This window comes from Paenibacillus sp. FW126-R14, assembly GCF_058789495.1.
Map to the genome: position 1 here is coordinate 1 of NZ_JBYTBS010000056.1, position 15,740 is coordinate 15,740.

The following is a 15,740-nucleotide window of genomic DNA, read 5'->3' on the forward strand; positions in this document are numbered from 1 at the left end:
TCCTTTTTTTCAGACTGTTTGGATTTAGAGATTTGCGTTGGGCGTAAGCTGGAGCGAATCTTGTTCAGCAAGCCCTATATAGATATTGGAATTGTTGGAGGCGAAAATGCGACTTGCCATAAGCTTATTTCTTGCTTTAATAATTTCTTCTGCTTTACTTGCCGGTAATGTTTCAGCAGATTGGGCAAATATGTTTGTAGTCCATGACGGAAAAATATACGTTATATCAGAAGAACATTTAGATCCGAAGCAAATTGGTGTGAAAATAGGCAAAGTTACAAGATATTCCGATGAGGAAGGTACTTACTCTGGAAACTTTTCCAATCGCTATCCCGTAGGAACTGGATATTACGAAATTATTGGGGTTGAAATAAAGAAAGTAATCGCCATAAAAGATGATAATGGGGCGTATATGAAAGCAACTTATGGCGGCGATTATGCTGGGAACAGGTATACTTTGGCCGACTTTTTACCATATGGTTGCGCGGCTCTGTTAGTGGTTATTGGTGGTTATTTAATGAAAAAGAAAATTAACCGGTGATTTTTGTTTATAGGAGACGAGGAACGATAGTTGAATAACCAGGGAGCAGATCGCCGCGGCCGCCATCTGTTCTCTTTTTCGTTTATCGGCAGTTTTATTCAACATGGTGTGTTAAGATATTAATGCTTTCATCTAGATTATACCGAAGAACATGGAGAGGAGCATGACGGTATGGATCGCTACACTTAGGCGATAAACTCGAAGTTGTCGGGTTAATACACAACCAAGTTCAAAATCGATACTAATTTATAGTTGATATGGGGGCTCTTATGGTAGAAGAAAAAGAAAGATGGTTATATAAGCAGGGAGATCATGAAAATGGCCCTTTCACAACGAAAGAAATGAATAATTTGATTCAAAGTAGAGAACTGAAACGCATTACAAGTGTCAAGCGGAATGATTCGGAATGGAATGCAGCCGAAACCTTTGCAGAGCTGCATTTCGTGAGCACAGCCATAGTAGGTGTACGGCCATGGGTCCGATATTGGGCGAGATGTTTTGATATGTTAATTTTAGGCTTCTTATTCGGTGTTCTCATGTTCTTTATCCCGATGGATTTCATGAGTACCACCTTTGGAAGTATTATGCTGGGGATTGCTATTCTTGTTATTTCCATCCCTTATGAGGCATTTTTACTAAAATGGTTGGGAACCACAATAGGCAAGTGGATTCTTGGTATAAATATACGTAATTTGGAGGGCCAAAGACTGAGTTTCCGTAAAGCTCTTAGGCGAAGTCTACTCGTATGGTGGCGAGGACAAGGAGCAGGTCTTCCGATTATTTCACTGATTTTTAATTTAAGTGGCTACCAACAACTGAAACACAATTTAGGAACGACAACTTGGGACCGGGATACAGAAGCTGTAGTGTCTCACCGACCTAAGAGTTGGTGGGGGGAATTGCTGGTATGGCTAATGGCGATTCTAGTACTTTATTTCCGATTTAGAGCATATTTACCCCAGTGAATGATAAAACGAGGTGAGAAACCTTAATGGGCATAGGAGAAAACAGAAAATTGAAAAAATATGTAACTATCCTAACCATGATACTCGTTACCCTACTTGCTGCAGCATGTGATAATTCCATGGCAGAAAATACTTCAACTAAGCAGCAGCCTCTCGCATCCATGGCACCTGAAGAAACGGTTGATACCGAACCTGCTCCAGTCATTTTGGAGGGATTTCCAATGCCTATAACAAGTGGAAATCGAATTTATTTTTATCATGAAGGCGATCTAACCGGTTGGACGATTGACCGTCCGATGACTTCCAACAATAGGGAGGCGCTCCAAGTCTATCGCACTGATACACGCGGAGTAAATTGGAGCTTCTCTCACCTTCCAACAGAGCAGGCATGGGAAGCTAATGTGGATCAAGATCATGTCTTTGCATCGTTTCATCAAGACGGAACCTCTTGGATCATGCTGCAATCGGAGTCAACAGGGAATAGTACCAACAAAACACTGTACCGATCAAAAGACAGCGGAGCAACATGGACCTACATTGGCGACTTAACTTCCGATATCAATGGAAATGTCACTTCAATCATGATGCTGGAGGATGGAACTGGATTTATAACTTCCTCCTACAAGGAGAAGGGTGTGATTCCCTTTTATCGTACAACGGATGGTGGGAAGTCCTGGAAATTGCAAAAGTTTCCTCATAAGGAAGACTTTCAAATTGGAGTAGCCTATCAAGCAGTGCTTGGTGCAGATGGGGTTGGAACGGTCAGGGTGGATTATATCAAGGAACAGGGTTCGGAAACGGTTTCTTACGAAACAATCGACAACGGTGCAAGCTGGCATCTTTTCGAAACGGCATCCATCCTGCAATTTCATGCTAATCAAGCGGCTCTTGATACAGTAAAACGCTTTGCCGACAGCTGGTTAGCTCAAGATGAGCAGAAAGTCGACGAGCTGATGGAAGAGAGGGCTCCAATCTCGTGGACTGAGCAAATGAAGAAGCACCGTTATACGTTTGTCAGAGCATTTCCACCTTCAAATAAAGCCAGCCAGGATCAGTTATGCGTGGGGTTAACCTATCAAACGGATGCAAAAGACGATTCAGCCATTGGAACGATGGCGGTCTGTGTTCGAAAGCAGCCAAACAGCAACGATTGGCGAGTCTACATGTTGGATTGAGGGAAGGAGAAATAATCATGTGATGAACGAAATTTTCATATAGTATTTAATATCAATAGCTGGCAAGGAGGACTGTATGTGAGAAACATACTTAACTTACTGGTTACATTTTTTGTTTTTTGGTGTGGGAGTCAATACTTCAATTCGTATATATCCATCTCGGATACAAAAACATTGATCGTTGCAACCGTGCTTATGTTTGTTATCAGTTTCATTTACGGTCTTTTATTAACCATTTCAATGTTGTCCATAGTGGTCGGGATTGGTTGTTTAACTACTCCCTTGTTAGTGGCGGCTTCACTTGTATTGACACCCATAAAGTTATGGCTTCTTGATAAGTATTTACCTGGATTTGAAATTCATGGTTTCTGGACATATGTGGTTCTTACCATTATTTTGAGCATCTTTACTGTAAAAGTAACAAGTAAAAAGCATTTATAGCGGATGAAGTTCTACATCTGCAATAATGTACTATATGGCAAATCATTTTAAGATGTAGGATATGAGAATAGCTTGAAAGGAGCGTTCTCATGAATATTACATCTTTTTTGATTTACTGTATGATTGCTACTTTTACTCCGGGTCCTACGAATATCGTCATCTTGTCTACCCCGCATAATTATGGGGCAAAAAAAGCACTGAAATATTCGTACGGAGCAACGATTGGCTTCGGTTTATTACTTGTTATTTCTGCTGCGTTAAATACAATTCTTGTCACGATCATACCGAAGATATTAATTGTCATGCAGATCATCGGGAGCATGTACATGTTCTATCTCGCTTATCAAATTTACCAAAAAGACATGTCAAAACCAACCGTAAACCAACCGGCTACCTTAATGTCGGGCTTCTTGATGCAGTTTTTAAATCCCAAAATTATACTATTTTCAATGACGGTAATTCCAAGTTTTATTTTGCCCAACTACAAGGCGATCCCTGTGGTAGCGACAAGTATTGTGGCTATAACTCTGATTGGACTTTCCGCTTTTACGACGTGGGTTCTCTTCGGTACAATCTTTAAGGAGTTTTTACGTAAGCATGATAAAATAGTAAATGTACTGATGACCCTATTTTTAGTTTATGCTGCGATCATGATCTGGATATAGTCAGCTTATGTAGAGGTGATTGAAATGGACAAATTTGTCTATAAAAAGTCGGCAGGGATTACGGCATTATCAGCAAGCATAACTGAATTTAAATATAAAAAGCACTCCCACAAGGAGTATGCCATAGGCGTAACGCTGCGCGGCATTCAACATTATTGCATGGACGGCAGTCTGCAATTATCATATCAAAATGGCATTATGCTTTTTAATCCCGAACAGGCTCATGACGGAATGGCCCATGATAAGCAAGGTCTTGACTATGTCATGCTGTACATTGAGCCGCAAATGCTTTTGGAAGCTGTAGAGAAAAAGGATCTCATACGTTTTTCTGATCCTATCGTTTATAATCGTAAACTTGAACAACGCATATTAAATCTTTCTCATGCTATATTAAACGAAAAAGATGAGACGTTGTGCAGTGAATTGCTTTTATCCCTCACGGACAGCCTTATTCAAACCAACCTTTCTGCACATGACAAGATAGATAACGCGTTAATTAGAAAAGCTAAGGAGATGCTTCAAGCCAACTTAGAACATGTACTTAAGCTTGATGAAATCTGTAAAGAGCTTCAGTTATCGAAATTTCAGCTTATCCGATTATTTAAGGCTCAAACCGGAATTTCACCTTACCAATACTTTCTGAACTGCAAAATCGAACGCGCCAAACAATTAATTGAACAAAATAGAGATATTTATGCGGCAGTGGCTGCATGCGGTTTTGTTGATTTAACCCATTTGAATAAACACTTTAAAAGCGTATATGGAACAACAGCGTTTGAGTATATGGCTCATATAGATTCAGGTGGAAAATGGAAGGCATAACGGATGACGATAGTTAAACAAACGAGGGAGCAGATGCCGCGGCAGCTGCTCCTATTGATTAAGCTAGTATACGTTTATAAAGCGTAATACAATAAGTACCGCTTACTCCTGGTGATGCTGTAATGCCAAAGTCAGTGGGATTTTTTACAGCTACTGTGAAAGTAGTTCCTGGAGGAACGGGGCCTATTGTAGTAGTAGTGGGTGGAGTTGTTATTGCGGAAGTTACCGTCCCTGAAACAGTTGTAGGACTAGCTGCAGAGTTAAAGAGCTGGAATGTTCCTTCAAAATAATCGCCAACAGGAGCAGAGAATAAATCAAATACTAAAGGAGTCGTAGTTCCAACATTACTGTAGTTTCCACAAATTTGTTCTTGGAATATATGAGCTGGAGGGCAACAAGCACTTCCAAAACTCATTCCATTAGAACCACACATAATCATACCTCCTATCATCATGCAGTCATTGAAGTTGTCCTCTCTTTATTTAATGAATTTTTTAAGAGAACTGCTTAGTGCATTTGTGTAGGAGTAGAAAAATAGGCACAGTCTTAAACGGATTTAACGCGTTTATATAGAGTGATACAATACGTACCATTCGAACCGCTTGAAGTAGCAATCGTAAATGTTTTTGGGTTTTTAACGCTGGTACTTATCGTCCATCCAGGAGGTACTGTAATCGGAGTAGGAGTATGATGATCTTCAGGGGAAAGGGATGCAACTTTTCCGGTTACTTCACCATCGCTAGATGACGAGTTGAAAACCTCAAACGTACCTTGAATGTAATCACTCGCATCTTCAGCAGTCCATACGGCAAGAGTCGCACCAGAACCAAAATTACCGCAAAGCTTTTCTTGGAAAATTTGAGCTTTTGCTGATTTGATCACTCTTCGGTTTTTTTTCTTTTTTTTGCATTTGCACTTTTTTCTTCCGCAGCTCCCGCAAGCAACCTTGAGAGAAACAACTTGGTTATTTTTCTGAACGACTTTCTGGATAACCTTTTCTTTATTTTTTTCCACTTTTGCGTACACACCTCCGCCAGCCAGCTTTCTTCACTATATTATTTAATGCTTCTCCACGGTTTTTGCCTCCATACAAGTCCAAATAGCTGCGATTGCTGAACTTTTTTTTGTGATTTTTAGTCAGGAGCAGTAACGGGATAACGTGTTATAATGACAAAAACGACCATAAGTGTGCATCTGAACAAACAGAATGGGATGTATTCATAAATTCCCTATTTCATAAATTATTAAATAATGAATTTAGTTTTTCGAGAGTTTCTTACCGACCAGAGCTGACTAAAGTTCAAAAACACAAATTTTTGATGGGGTTTAAGAGGTGTATTATGTTAGGTGCTGTTATAGGAGATGTAATTGGTTCAGTCTTTGAGTGGCATAACACCAAATCTACGGAGTTTAAACTCTATAATAGGTTCACGAGATTTACGGATGATACTGTTTTAACAGTAGCTATAGCTGATGCTATTTTAAACAAGAAAAAACAAAGTATTAAGCTCTTTGATTATTATGCAAGCAAGAGATTATACGCTAATAAACTAAGGCAATACGCTAAATGGTATCCTAACGTTGGGTATGGTCAAAAATTTGAGGAATGGGTATTGAGTAGCAACCCCAAACCATACAGAAGTTATGGAAATGGATCGGCTATGAGAGTGTGTCCGATAGGATTTGCCTTTAGCTCTTTAGAAGAAGTAATGATTGAGTCCAGAAGATCTGCATTAGTAACCCACAATCATAGGCAAGGTATCATTGGTGCCCAAGCTGTAGCTTGTGCAGTTTTTCTTGCGAGAAACAACAAAACAAAAAATGAAATTCAATCATTCATTCAGCAGAAATTCAAATACAATCTCAAGCAAAGACTAGATGACATTAGACCAAACTATGCTTTTGATCCAAGCTGTCAGGGGTCGGTCCCACAAGCGATAATTGCATTTTTAGAATCAACAGATTTTGAAGATGCAATTAGAAAGGCTATATCAATTGGTGGAGACAGTGACACGATAGCATGTATAACTGGTGGTATTGCACATGCGTACTATAAGGAAATACCAAAGGATATTATTTCTGAGGTAATGCTAAGACTCGATCTCAAGTTAAGGCAAATAATTGGATTATTCAACGAGAGGTACAACATTCCAATATAAGTGTCTAGTGATAAGTAATATCCGTATAAATGGGAGCAGATCGCAGCCGGCGTTTGTTCTCTTTTTTATAATAACAATAGGATAAAAAGGGGAAATCAAGATTCGCTTTGTGTCTATATATGAATACTTGTCGTGACACTAAAAAAAACAGGATCGAGGAATGCCCATATCCTGCCTTCTTACGTGTTATATTAGTGCACTAAACTTTCTATTTCATTCGATTGGCGATATACAACACAGGAATCAGAGTAATTCCTTAGATGATGAAATTTGTATTGTAGAGCTTCCAGCGCCACTAAAACTTAAATTTCCAGTAACCGTTGCTTGTTTGTGGAAAAAATTTGCTACTGCTGCAGAACTCATATATGTTCCCGGTGAATGTACAGGTTTTTGTATAACTACCTCACTCTAGTACTATAAATTTTTAGTACTTACACATAAGTACAAATGAATGATAAATTTATTACCAAAAAGGCAGGCGCTATATGCTTGATGCTGCAGTTGGTTTATTAATTAGAAAAATGGGTTTTGTATTGTTGGGTGGTGTGGTCCTTACTACAATTGTTGTTTTATTTATTATGGTAATTGTCTCCATTATTAAAGACAATAAAAAATGAATCAGATACTTGAAAGTTGCTGTTACATTAAGCTAACAGGGACGATAGCGCAGGAGCTGCATTGAAGCAGCTCTTTTTTGATTCCATTATTAAAGTAACTAGCAGTTTAATAAGAAAATTTGAAAAAATTTAATAAGAAATGATTTTGAAAAGGGAGTTAAGTAAGGCTGGTATTTGGTGATGACAGTTATAACGTTTCGCTCTTTTACTTGACTCTCTCCAGTTTTTCTTGTGAATATCGGTAACTCGCCAGAGGGGAATCAAATCTTTCGTCATTGATGTAGAATTCGAAGGATGGTTGATCCAAGTTTTTGGAAAGTTTGACGAATATTTTGTTTTTGTAATCGGAAAGACCAGAGGACCAGCTGCTTTCGACTAGCGTATCGGAAAAGGGCGCACTTTGTTGAAGGTTGCCGTTTTGCATATGGATGACCGTCACGTCCGGCAACTGCAAATGCATGCCCTGAAACTCGATGACGAACTCATTTTGTCCATCGGCGTCGAGGTCCTTAAAAGATGGGCTGCCCCATTGATCAAACGTATACCAAGCTTTTTGCGAGAAATCGTAGACGATATAGAGCATGAGTCCCGGACCGTTCGCGAACAACTCAACCCCGCCTAAGAAATAATAATCTTTTGAACCGGAGGAAAATGTTTGGTTGAACATGACTATGTTATTGACTGCTTTATCTACAAGTAGATCGTGGGAAACGTTGCTAATCACGTATGTTTTTCCTTGCAGGTTCATTTCAATGTCCAATTCCTGCGGCAGAAGCGAAGCTTCGTCTTTAGGTTTTTGATAGACGGTCAACTCGATTGGCTTTCCTTGGAAGGCGCCGAACGAAAGGTTGCGTACACTTGTCCAATCTGATTGCGGATTGCCTACTTGTAACTGGCTCAGGTTAATAGGTTGAAAGGGCAAATTTACTGTTTGAGGGAATGCTTCCGCAACAGGTGAAGCTGTGTTTGACAGCTGGATGGGCTGAACCGATGGTTCGAGAACCGCTGGGACGTTCGGTTGGGCGGTGCTTGCAGGCTCGTGTACAGTTGCCGGATTGCCTGATGAGCAGGATGCAAGAAGTATGCTTAAACAAAGGACGGCGAAGACGAGAAGCTTCATCATGATTGGAACCACTCCTTTAAATACTAGCATCCATTTTTCGTTTCTTTCCAACAAATTAGACGACTCTTCAAAATAAAAGTTGCATAGATAATTATGAAGAATCTCTATCTATGTTTATTAATGTTTTCTGCATTGATCAAGTAAGAAATAAAAACTCAACAGTAGCCATAATCTAAATATCCATGAAAGTAAAAATGTTAAAACATGGAACTTCGACGAGTTGTGAACGTCTAATTTATGGTAGTATTTAACTGGAGGTGCTCATGAAAAGGAAAAAAATAACGAGCTCTACGAGCTTAATGATTATTATTTTTATAGGTCTATTATCAAGTTGTGATGATTCAAATATTAATCAAGTAAGTTCAAGTTCAAAAGCAGTTAATGAAAGCAAAATAGATACTACAGAACAAGGACTACCCGTCAGTAAAACATTACCCTCTGATCTCACTCCTGATCTATTTTTAAAGCATTATAATTTAGATGTACGGTTTGGACCCAAGAAATTCACAGTGAATGTACCCTTAGATTGGACAGTGAAGACTGGCGAGTATCCTATGGGTTTATATTGGAGATTGGCGAACGTATTTTCTGAAGATGCTGGAATAAATTTAGTTCCATTAAAGGGCTCCTCCGTGGAAGTGTGGCAGTATGCATTAAGAGATGGTCTACCCAGTAGAGATCAGAAAACTGAGTTTCATTATCCCTCCAATGTTAATCTGTTGGTAAAATCCGAGAAGGTTGTTGGAGCATGGTTGTCCTTCAATATTCAAAGCATAGGTCCTTCTGTAAATAAACGGTATTTAGAAGACATCACTGGACTTTCATTTGAACAGTGGAGTGACGACCAGGAAGGGTTATTTATATCGGATAGTTCTAACAACGACTTGACAGAGATGAAACCTATCGAAGTATTGACTGCTTTCTTCAATGCCATCGAAAATAAGAACACATCTAGAGCTAACGCATGCTTGGATCGGAGGGGAATGTTGGAAACATTGACAGTAAACCTAGGACCAGATCAGTTATACAACCCCGGATTTGGAGAAAATAATTCTCTCGTATCGAATATTGTTAGTGCTACCCCAATCTCGTTTAAACTTATTGATCACGAAAGCCGAGAGGAGCTTCAATCAATTGCAAACTTATCGGAAGTAGTTGTTGAGGTATCCTTAAAGATTCATTGGAAAAATGATGCGTTTAACAACCCCGATGGTAAGGAAACTCGTTATGCCTATATGAAGAAATATGCAAGCGGTTGGAAAATTGGAGCATTGGGTACGGGTCCGTAACAAAAGGTGGCTGAATGAAGCGGATGACATTAGTCATCTGGGAATGGCTAGCGTTTGTTTCTTAAGAGGTGCTTAATGAAGAAATTAATTATTATAATTCTCGCCTTACTTGGCTTAGTTGCATGCGGTCAGCCTTCGCCATCTGAAGAACAAACAGCAATTCTCTCTCTTCCCAAGGATGCTCCAGAAGTGGTTACTACAACCGTTCCTACTCCTGAAAATCAACCTTTTACAGCAAACATATCTGCCCCTAATCAAATAAAATCAAATGAAGAATTCGTTGTTGAGGCTACTCTAAAAAACTTATCTGATAGTGATTTTACGATTTTACATGCGCCAGGTCTTTTTTATTTCTCTATTAAAGATAGTAATGGCAAGGGGGTAAATACATTTGCTATGGCTATGGTAGGAAAATATCTTACTTTTCAAGGAAAAGGGATGATTACAGAGCATTATACGTACAAACTTGAAAAGCCAGGTTATTATGAAGTTTCGGCAACTGCAAAATTCACGATTGGAAATGGGGACAATGAAAAAGACTTAGAACTTGAAACAAACAAGGCACGTTTTGAGGTTATACCACTCAACTAATGGATAACGATAGCACAATAAACAGGAAGTGGATGGCCCGGCAGGTGCTCCCTACGTTATGAAGTAACGGGTAAGGAAAGGAGTCTAAAACTTCGACACTAGTCGTTCTTTCAAAGCCCTCATCACATGGGAAAGAGATCCAAGCAATATTCCCAAAGATGTTTGGTTAAGGGATCTTATTGTCAATTATGGCGAGCTTATGGGTAAGACGTTTACAGGAGATTCTTGGACGGTACCAGTTAAAGTTACTGGGTTCATCGAAGGTACATGGGATACATACGCAGATGTACGTTTCCTAGTCGAGGAAGCACCTTGGCATTTACTCGTAAGCGGATATTGCTTCAGACTATGGGCTGGAAAAGAGATAGCGACCGTAATGATTCTCTGAATGTCACTTAGCGTCGATTACACTAACGGGAGAACGATACTTGAATTGCGACAAAAGCTATTAATCAAGAGCTCAGCGATGGCTCCGATCCATCGACTGAGTTTTTTTATTCTGGCCGTATAGAAATTGGCTAAATTTTATTTTAAATTGTGCAAACGAAATCATGGAATCAAGTGTATATATTATGTGAAGTAAGGAGGGAGAGAGTCATGCACAATATTATTCAGCGTTGTAAACAAAACGATACGACTGCTTTTGGAGAGTTATTTGAGTTATATAGTACCCAGGTGTATCAATCAATACTAGTTCTAGTAAGAAATCGAACGGTTGCAGAGGATATTACACAAGAAACATTCATTCATTTGTTTTCTAAAATAAATCAGTATGATGAGACTTATCCATTTCGAAACTGGCTTTATCAAGTAGCCTTAAATTTAGCCAAGAATCATATCCGAAAGCATCAAGGATGGAATGCTTGGCTTAAATCAAAATTCTTAAACATCAGTAGTAAGGATGACTTTACACCAGAGGCTGCATTCCATCAAAAAGAACTACAAAATCAAATGATTACTCACATTAAAATGCTCTCAACCACGACACAAATGGTCATCATTTTAAAGTATTTTAATGAATTTAAACAAGAAGAAATTTCTAAAATTCTTAAAATACCAATTGGTACAGTAAAGTGGCATATCCACCATGGGCTAAAAAAACTAAAGATGAGTATAGAAAAAGAACAAGCTAAATTCCGGGAGGGATTTATTCATGAATAATCATCTTGAAATAGAAAAAGAAGTTAGTGAATCCTTAAAATATTTTGTGAACTCGGAGAAGCCATCAGTTAATTTAAAAGCAAAAATTCTAGAAGCAACTCAACAACAAACTCGCCATTATGTACGAATTAATCGCCCTCTAAAAAGAAGTCTTTTCGCTGCTACATTGTTAATTGCATTATTGGTGGGAAGTACGATTTATGCAGCTCCATACCTCGGGCAATCAGTTAAAAAACTATTTGATATTAATCACATACCAATATTCTCTACTTCAATAGATACAAAGAACAGTTCCAGTATAGACCATGATCTTTCCATTGATGAAAGCATGAACAAACTATTAGAAAGTACAAAAGTCTCTAGATCTGAAATTCAAAAGCTATCGCCTGTTAAGCTAAACTTACCAACTTATCTACCTAAGGGATACAAATTCGCAAGTGATTTTGGTAGAGAGGGTGTTGTTACGTGGGATGTTGAGAAGAATACGGTCAGCCACAAAAGAAATAGAGAAATTGAATACACTGCTTATTTTGATAAAGTGAATATTGATGCGTCTAACAACACTGTTTCTAATGATGAGATTACACTGACTTATAGATATGATCCAAACTTTACATATTCAAATGGTGTTGGCATACCAGATGTCATTAGCACTGAAAAAATAAAAGGTTTTCAAGTGGTAGTGACAATCAATTCTCTAGATACTTGGATCCCTATGGATAAAGGTGGAGTGTTGCGTGTTATCTTATCAACAAATTCTAATTCGCTTTCTAAGAATGAGCGTATGAGCATGTTAACATCGATTATTAATCAATTATCTACAAAATAAACAAAGAGCCCCTTTTAGGGGCTCTGAGCTCACATATACTTATTAGTCATGAATAGAACCTTGATAGTGAGCTTCCCAATATGTACCTCTGTCATATAACTCGTAGAGACGTAAGAGCTTGCGTAAGGTGTAATGGTAATGCCATAGTATCCTTCCTGATACTGTTCGTGATTTTAATTGGATGTGAAAGAGTAGATGATAATCTGCTGGAATTGTCCTTTCTTCCAATTTCTAACGGGGATGTTTTGACTATCAAAATCTGGGGTTCTGGCGTAGATGGCAGAGAAGCGATCGCGGAAGAAACTCAGAACATTCTTAAGTGGTTAACAGCGTAAAACATTTTGAAAAAGAAGAAAATCTTCCAAGTGAAAGAAAATCCCCGCAATCCGAGATAAAGATATATTTAATAACTAACCAGGAAATTTCTATTCACCCTTGGGGCAAACCTTTTTCACCAAGAACCGTAAAGAACCAGTCCTCCGTTGTCCAGGGGCGAATTCTCCGGAACGACTATGGAACTCTTGTAAAAAAATAATAGAATATCTTCATACAAAAAGCTGCTGAATGTGCGGCTTTTTTCAATGGTCTCCATTTCTTCTAGTTTCTTCATATCCTAAACCCCCAAGGCATTGAGTATCCCCTGAAACTTGGCAATGATCTTGACCTGTGATTCATAAACGACTCCAGTACGCTGCGTTCGGTTTCGGCATCGGTCAAGGCTTCTTGTGCAAAGGACAGTTCGTTTTCCAGATCCTTGATCTTGTAGTTCATATCGTTAAACTCTTCAAGCAGTTCATGGTAAGTGGGGTTCATATCAGATCACTCCTTCATTAGTCATTGCTTGATGGATCATGTGCACGTGAGATGAGTAATGGAAGCAAGGATGCTATCATCGAAACATTAAAACGCAAAATAAAGACGCTGGAGAGCGAAAAAAAAGAATTGCGTGAGCAGGTGAAAAAGGCTTATGCACAGGTTTACAGCAAATTTTAACGCATTCATTGAGCTAACGGGAGGATAGCTAAATGACTTCGCGAATACTTTTTGAGATGGAATACTCATGACTTCGATTATCACGTGATGAAATCACAGTAATATAATAAGTTAATATTTCAAGGAGGATTATATGAACACCATCATCTATATGGTTAGGCATGCTGAATCACCATACAATGAAGGAACAGAAAGAACAAGGGGACTTACCACTAAGGGCAAGGGCGATGTTGAAAAAGTTACAGAGATACTTAAAGAAGAAGGAATTGATGTCATTATATCTAGCCCGTATAACCGAGCAATTTTGAGTATTGAGGGATTGGCACAAAACTTGGGATTAGATATCGAAACATTTGAGGATCTCAGGGAAAGGCATTTTGCTAGAGAAATCATTGAGAATTTAATGTCCGTCATTAGTGAGAAATTTTATGATTTTGATTATTCTTTACCGTGGGGGGAGTCTAATTCTGAATGCCAGAATAGATCGATATCAGTAATAAAAAACATATTGAAAGAACACTCTGGGAAAAAAATAGCTATTGGAACACATGGACTTGTAATGACATTGATGATGAATTATTTTGATTCAAGTTATGGTTTGGATTTTTTAAATCAATTAACGAAACCAGATATTTATAAATTAAGTTTTGAAAGTTCAGAACTAAAAGAAGTAATAAGATTGTGGAATGGGGATTTTTGAATAAGCTAACGGGTACATTAGTTCAAAAAAGAGAGCAAATCACCTCAGCCGGCGTTTGCTCTCTTTTTTATACAAACATTAGGATAAAAAGACGAATTAAAGATTTGCTTTGTGCCTGTATGCAAGTACTTGTCGTGCAGCACTAAAAAACAGGATCGAGGAATGCCCTCATCCTGCCTTCTTGCGTGCTATATATTTCTAGTGCATAAACTTTCTATATCCGGTTGCAATTTAGTCCGCAAAACATACAGCATGATGGCGCCAACAAGGAACGCTACAGCATCCGCAATGACGAGGGACCAGACCACCCCGTGGAAGCCGTTCAATCGATTGGCGATATACAACACAGGAATCAGAGTAATTCCTTGAATAACGGACATAATAAAGGCGGCGGTTCCTTGCGCTGTTGCTTGAAAGATCCCCGTAAACAATGTGGTCGTTCCTGAAATGAACAGAGATAAGAACGTAACATGCAGAATATAGCTGCCCATTTCAATTAGTTGAGGGTCATTCGTAAATAAACCAATGAGGTGGTCGGAAGTCAGATAGACGATGACGCCGAACACGACGGCTAACCCCACAATCGTTTTGATCGTGAATCCAATGGTATGCTTCATGCGCAATTTATTCGCTGTAAAAGAGTAGGCAATTAACGGCACGACTCCCTCACATAAGCCCATCAGAATAAACTCAGGAAACTGCAGTAAACGTGATGAAATTCCGAACCCGGCTACGGCCTGATCCCCATATTCGACAAGATAGTGGTTCAACACGAGAGACATTGCACCTAGGAAGATACTCATAATAAAGACGGGAACTCCGATTTTAAATACATTGCTGAGAATGTCCTTGGTCATCTTGAACCATTTTACGGAGACGGTTAAGAATTGGCTTTTATAGCCCAAATGGAAGGCGTAGAATGCACTCGCAACCAGGTTAGAGATAACCGTAGCGGAGGCAACGCCGATCACGTCCCAGTGGAAAACGAAGATGGCTAGCGCATCGAGAATAATATTGACAACAACACTGAGAATCATACCAATCATCGACGTGATTGCCGAACCCTCCGAGCGCACAATATTCTCCAGCGTGAAGAATAAAACGACGACTGGCGATCCAATAAGCATAATCGTGACATAATCCTTTGTGAATCCGAATGAGTCAGGGGTTGCCCCAAGGCCATGAACGATGGGATCGATCAACGGGAGACCAACGGCTATCACGATAAGACCGAGAAGCAAGCTGCTGTAAAAGGCGAATGAAGACACATGCTTTACATCATCATATTTTTTCTCGCCTAGTAAACGGGAGATAAATGTACCGCTGCCCATGCCAATCAAATTGCCTAGCGCCATAATGATCGAGAATAACGGCAAAGTTAGTGCAAGTGCGGTTAACATAGCCGTATTTTCTAATGTACCAAGGAAATAGGCATTCAAAATGGAATAGATGACACTCATTGACATGCCTAGCATCATCGGTACAGCGAAGTGAGCTACGGCTTTTGTGATCGGTGCTTTTTCAAAATAATGAAGGTTTTCTGCATCCATGCGGGTCACCACTTTCTTCATTTATTTTTGGACTAACCTAACGGTGTTAGATTGAACCTTACAGTGTTAGATGATATCATGAACTTAAGAAGCTGTAAAGAACAAACTTACACTGTTAG

General features: G+C 39.0%; 18 protein-coding genes and 1 pseudogene. 13 read left to right on the forward strand and 6 right to left on the reverse strand.

Features of this window, described 5'->3' with window-relative positions; genetic code table 11:
• The first annotated feature begins 85 nt into the window (after window positions 1–85).
• From AC3WRW_RS26610 to AC3WRW_RS26635, 6 genes are all read left to right on the forward strand, one after another.
• A complete protein-coding gene (locus AC3WRW_RS26610; RefSeq protein WP_492549243.1) occupies window positions 86–541 on the forward strand; it encodes a hypothetical protein in 456 nt (151 codons plus the stop codon).
• 269 nt (window positions 542–810) lie between these two features.
• Entirely contained in the window at window positions 811–1,506 is a 696-nt protein-coding gene (locus AC3WRW_RS26615) for an RDD family protein (RefSeq protein WP_492549244.1), read from the forward strand.
• 26 nt (window positions 1,507–1,532) lie between these two features.
• Window positions 1,533–2,681 carry a WD40/YVTN/BNR-like repeat-containing protein gene (locus tag AC3WRW_RS26620; protein WP_492549245.1) on the forward strand — a complete coding sequence of 383 codons (1,149 nt, stop codon included), beginning with the start codon at window positions 1,533–1,535 and terminating at the stop codon, window positions 2,679–2,681.
• Window positions 2,682–2,759: 78 nt separating this feature from the next.
• Entirely contained in the window at window positions 2,760–3,122 is a 363-nt protein-coding gene (locus AC3WRW_RS26625; RefSeq protein WP_492549246.1) for a phage holin family protein, read from the forward strand.
• Between the two features lie 89 nt (window positions 3,123–3,211).
• Window positions 3,212–3,787 (forward strand): LysE family translocator, encoded by a 576-nt coding sequence (locus tag AC3WRW_RS26630; RefSeq protein WP_492549247.1) that lies wholly within the window; start codon window positions 3,212–3,214, stop codon window positions 3,785–3,787.
• A gap of 24 nt (window positions 3,788–3,811) precedes the next feature.
• The gene (locus tag AC3WRW_RS26635) at window positions 3,812–4,609 is read left to right on the forward strand and encodes an AraC family ligand binding domain-containing protein (protein ID WP_492549248.1); all 798 of its coding nucleotides are present in this window, start codon (window positions 3,812–3,814) and stop codon (window positions 4,607–4,609) included.
• Between the two features lie 58 nt (window positions 4,610–4,667).
• On the opposite strand, the gene AC3WRW_RS26640 is transcribed toward AC3WRW_RS26635, so the two are convergent.
• Both AC3WRW_RS26640 and AC3WRW_RS26645 read right to left on the reverse strand, forming a co-directional pair.
• The gene (locus AC3WRW_RS26640) at window positions 4,668–5,042 is read right to left on the reverse strand and encodes an S-Ena type endospore appendage (RefSeq protein WP_492549249.1); all 375 of its coding nucleotides are present in this window, start codon (window positions 5,040–5,042) and stop codon (window positions 4,668–4,670) included.
• A gap of 113 nt (window positions 5,043–5,155) precedes the next feature.
• A complete protein-coding gene (locus tag AC3WRW_RS26645) occupies window positions 5,156–5,623 on the reverse strand; it encodes an S-Ena type endospore appendage (protein WP_492549250.1) in 468 nt (155 codons plus the stop codon).
• A 326-nt stretch (window positions 5,624–5,949) separates the two neighbouring features.
• On the opposite strand from AC3WRW_RS26645, the gene AC3WRW_RS26650 reads away from it, so the two are divergent.
• Complete coding sequence (locus AC3WRW_RS26650; RefSeq protein ID WP_492549251.1) at window positions 5,950–6,768, forward strand: ADP-ribosylglycohydrolase family protein; 819 nt, start codon at window positions 5,950–5,952, stop codon at window positions 6,766–6,768.
• An 822-nt stretch (window positions 6,769–7,590) separates the two neighbouring features.
• Here AC3WRW_RS26650 and AC3WRW_RS26655 read toward each other — a convergent pair.
• The gene (locus tag AC3WRW_RS26655) at window positions 7,591–8,508 is read right to left on the reverse strand and encodes a hypothetical protein (protein WP_492549252.1); all 918 of its coding nucleotides are present in this window, start codon (window positions 8,506–8,508) and stop codon (window positions 7,591–7,593) included.
• Window positions 8,509–8,771: 263 nt separating this feature from the next.
• Between AC3WRW_RS26655 and AC3WRW_RS26660 the strand changes: the two genes are divergently transcribed.
• The 4 genes from AC3WRW_RS26660 (at window position 8,772) to AC3WRW_RS26675 (ending at window position 12,378) form a co-directional block, all read left to right on the forward strand.
• Complete coding sequence (locus tag AC3WRW_RS26660; protein WP_492549253.1) at window positions 8,772–9,797, forward strand: DUF4830 domain-containing protein; 1,026 nt, start codon at window positions 8,772–8,774, stop codon at window positions 9,795–9,797.
• 75 nt (window positions 9,798–9,872) lie between these two features.
• Complete coding sequence (locus AC3WRW_RS26665) at window positions 9,873–10,388, forward strand: hypothetical protein (protein ID WP_492549254.1); 516 nt, start codon at window positions 9,873–9,875, stop codon at window positions 10,386–10,388.
• 597 nt (window positions 10,389–10,985) lie between these two features.
• Entirely contained in the window at window positions 10,986–11,549 is a 564-nt protein-coding gene (locus AC3WRW_RS26670; RefSeq protein ID WP_492549255.1) for an RNA polymerase sigma factor, read from the forward strand.
• Complete coding sequence (locus AC3WRW_RS26675; protein ID WP_492549256.1) at window positions 11,542–12,378, forward strand: hypothetical protein; 837 nt, start codon at window positions 11,542–11,544, stop codon at window positions 12,376–12,378. The genes AC3WRW_RS26670 and AC3WRW_RS26675 overlap by 8 nt, the downstream gene beginning before the upstream one ends.
• Before the next feature lie 451 nt (window positions 12,379–12,829).
• On the opposite strand, the gene AC3WRW_RS26680 is transcribed toward AC3WRW_RS26675, so the two are convergent.
• Both AC3WRW_RS26680 and AC3WRW_RS26685 read right to left on the reverse strand, forming a co-directional pair.
• Entirely contained in the window at window positions 12,830–12,988 is a 159-nt protein-coding gene (locus AC3WRW_RS26680) for a hypothetical protein (RefSeq protein WP_492549257.1), read from the reverse strand.
• The gene (locus AC3WRW_RS26685; protein ID WP_492549258.1) at window positions 12,985–13,191 is read right to left on the reverse strand and encodes a hypothetical protein; all 207 of its coding nucleotides are present in this window, start codon (window positions 13,189–13,191) and stop codon (window positions 12,985–12,987) included. Before AC3WRW_RS26685 ends, AC3WRW_RS26680 begins: the two co-directional genes overlap by 4 nt.
• A gap of 45 nt (window positions 13,192–13,236) precedes the next feature.
• Here AC3WRW_RS26685 and AC3WRW_RS26690 point away from each other — a divergent pair.
• Both AC3WRW_RS26690 and AC3WRW_RS26695 read left to right on the forward strand, forming a co-directional pair.
• A pseudogene (locus AC3WRW_RS26690) lies at window positions 13,237–13,371 on the forward strand (DUF6262 family protein); the annotation flags it as partial.
• A gap of 133 nt (window positions 13,372–13,504) precedes the next feature.
• The gene (locus AC3WRW_RS26695) at window positions 13,505–14,071 is read left to right on the forward strand and encodes a histidine phosphatase family protein (protein ID WP_492549259.1); all 567 of its coding nucleotides are present in this window, start codon (window positions 13,505–13,507) and stop codon (window positions 14,069–14,071) included.
• Between the two features lie 188 nt (window positions 14,072–14,259).
• On the opposite strand, the gene AC3WRW_RS26700 is transcribed toward AC3WRW_RS26695, so the two are convergent.
• On the reverse strand, window positions 14,260–15,621 hold the full coding sequence (locus AC3WRW_RS26700; RefSeq protein ID WP_492549289.1) for an MATE family efflux transporter: 1,362 nt from the start codon (window positions 15,619–15,621) through the stop codon (window positions 14,260–14,262).
• Window positions 15,622–15,740: the final 119 nt, after the last annotated feature.

What these genes read in the sequence shown, in the direction of transcription:
- AC3WRW_RS26635 (WP_492549248.1), top strand. Translation starts at nt 3,812, where the DNA reads ATGGACAAATTTGTCTATAAAAAGTCGGCAGGGATTACGGCATTATCA.
- AC3WRW_RS26695 (WP_492549259.1), top strand. Translation starts at nt 13,505, where the DNA reads ATGAACACCATCATCTATATGGTTAGGCATGCTGAATCACCATACAAT.
- AC3WRW_RS26700 (WP_492549289.1), bottom strand. Translation starts at nt 15,621, where the DNA reads ATGGATGCAGAAAACCTTCATTATTTTGAAAAAGCACCGATCACAAAA.
- AC3WRW_RS26675 (WP_492549256.1), top strand. Translation starts at nt 11,542, where the DNA reads ATGAATAATCATCTTGAAATAGAAAAAGAAGTTAGTGAATCCTTAAAA.
- AC3WRW_RS26620 (WP_492549245.1), top strand. Translation starts at nt 1,533, where the DNA reads ATGGGCATAGGAGAAAACAGAAAATTGAAAAAATATGTAACTATCCTA.
- AC3WRW_RS26685 (WP_492549258.1), bottom strand. Translation starts at nt 13,191, where the DNA reads ATGAACCCCACTTACCATGAACTGCTTGAAGAGTTTAACGATATGAAC.
- AC3WRW_RS26660 (WP_492549253.1), top strand. Translation starts at nt 8,772, where the DNA reads ATGAAAAGGAAAAAAATAACGAGCTCTACGAGCTTAATGATTATTATT.
- AC3WRW_RS26665 (WP_492549254.1), top strand. Translation starts at nt 9,873, where the DNA reads ATGAAGAAATTAATTATTATAATTCTCGCCTTACTTGGCTTAGTTGCA.
- AC3WRW_RS26670 (WP_492549255.1), top strand. Translation starts at nt 10,986, where the DNA reads ATGCACAATATTATTCAGCGTTGTAAACAAAACGATACGACTGCTTTT.
- AC3WRW_RS26640 (WP_492549249.1), bottom strand. Translation starts at nt 5,042, where the DNA reads ATGTGTGGTTCTAATGGAATGAGTTTTGGAAGTGCTTGTTGCCCTCCA.
- AC3WRW_RS26650 (WP_492549251.1), top strand. Translation starts at nt 5,950, where the DNA reads ATGTTAGGTGCTGTTATAGGAGATGTAATTGGTTCAGTCTTTGAGTGG.
- AC3WRW_RS26680 (WP_492549257.1), bottom strand. Translation starts at nt 12,988, where the DNA reads ATGAAGAAACTAGAAGAAATGGAGACCATTGAAAAAAGCCGCACATTC.
- AC3WRW_RS26615 (WP_492549244.1), top strand. Translation starts at nt 811, where the DNA reads ATGGTAGAAGAAAAAGAAAGATGGTTATATAAGCAGGGAGATCATGAA.
- AC3WRW_RS26655 (WP_492549252.1), bottom strand. Translation starts at nt 8,508, where the DNA reads ATGATGAAGCTTCTCGTCTTCGCCGTCCTTTGTTTAAGCATACTTCTT.
- AC3WRW_RS26630 (WP_492549247.1), top strand. Translation starts at nt 3,212, where the DNA reads ATGAATATTACATCTTTTTTGATTTACTGTATGATTGCTACTTTTACT.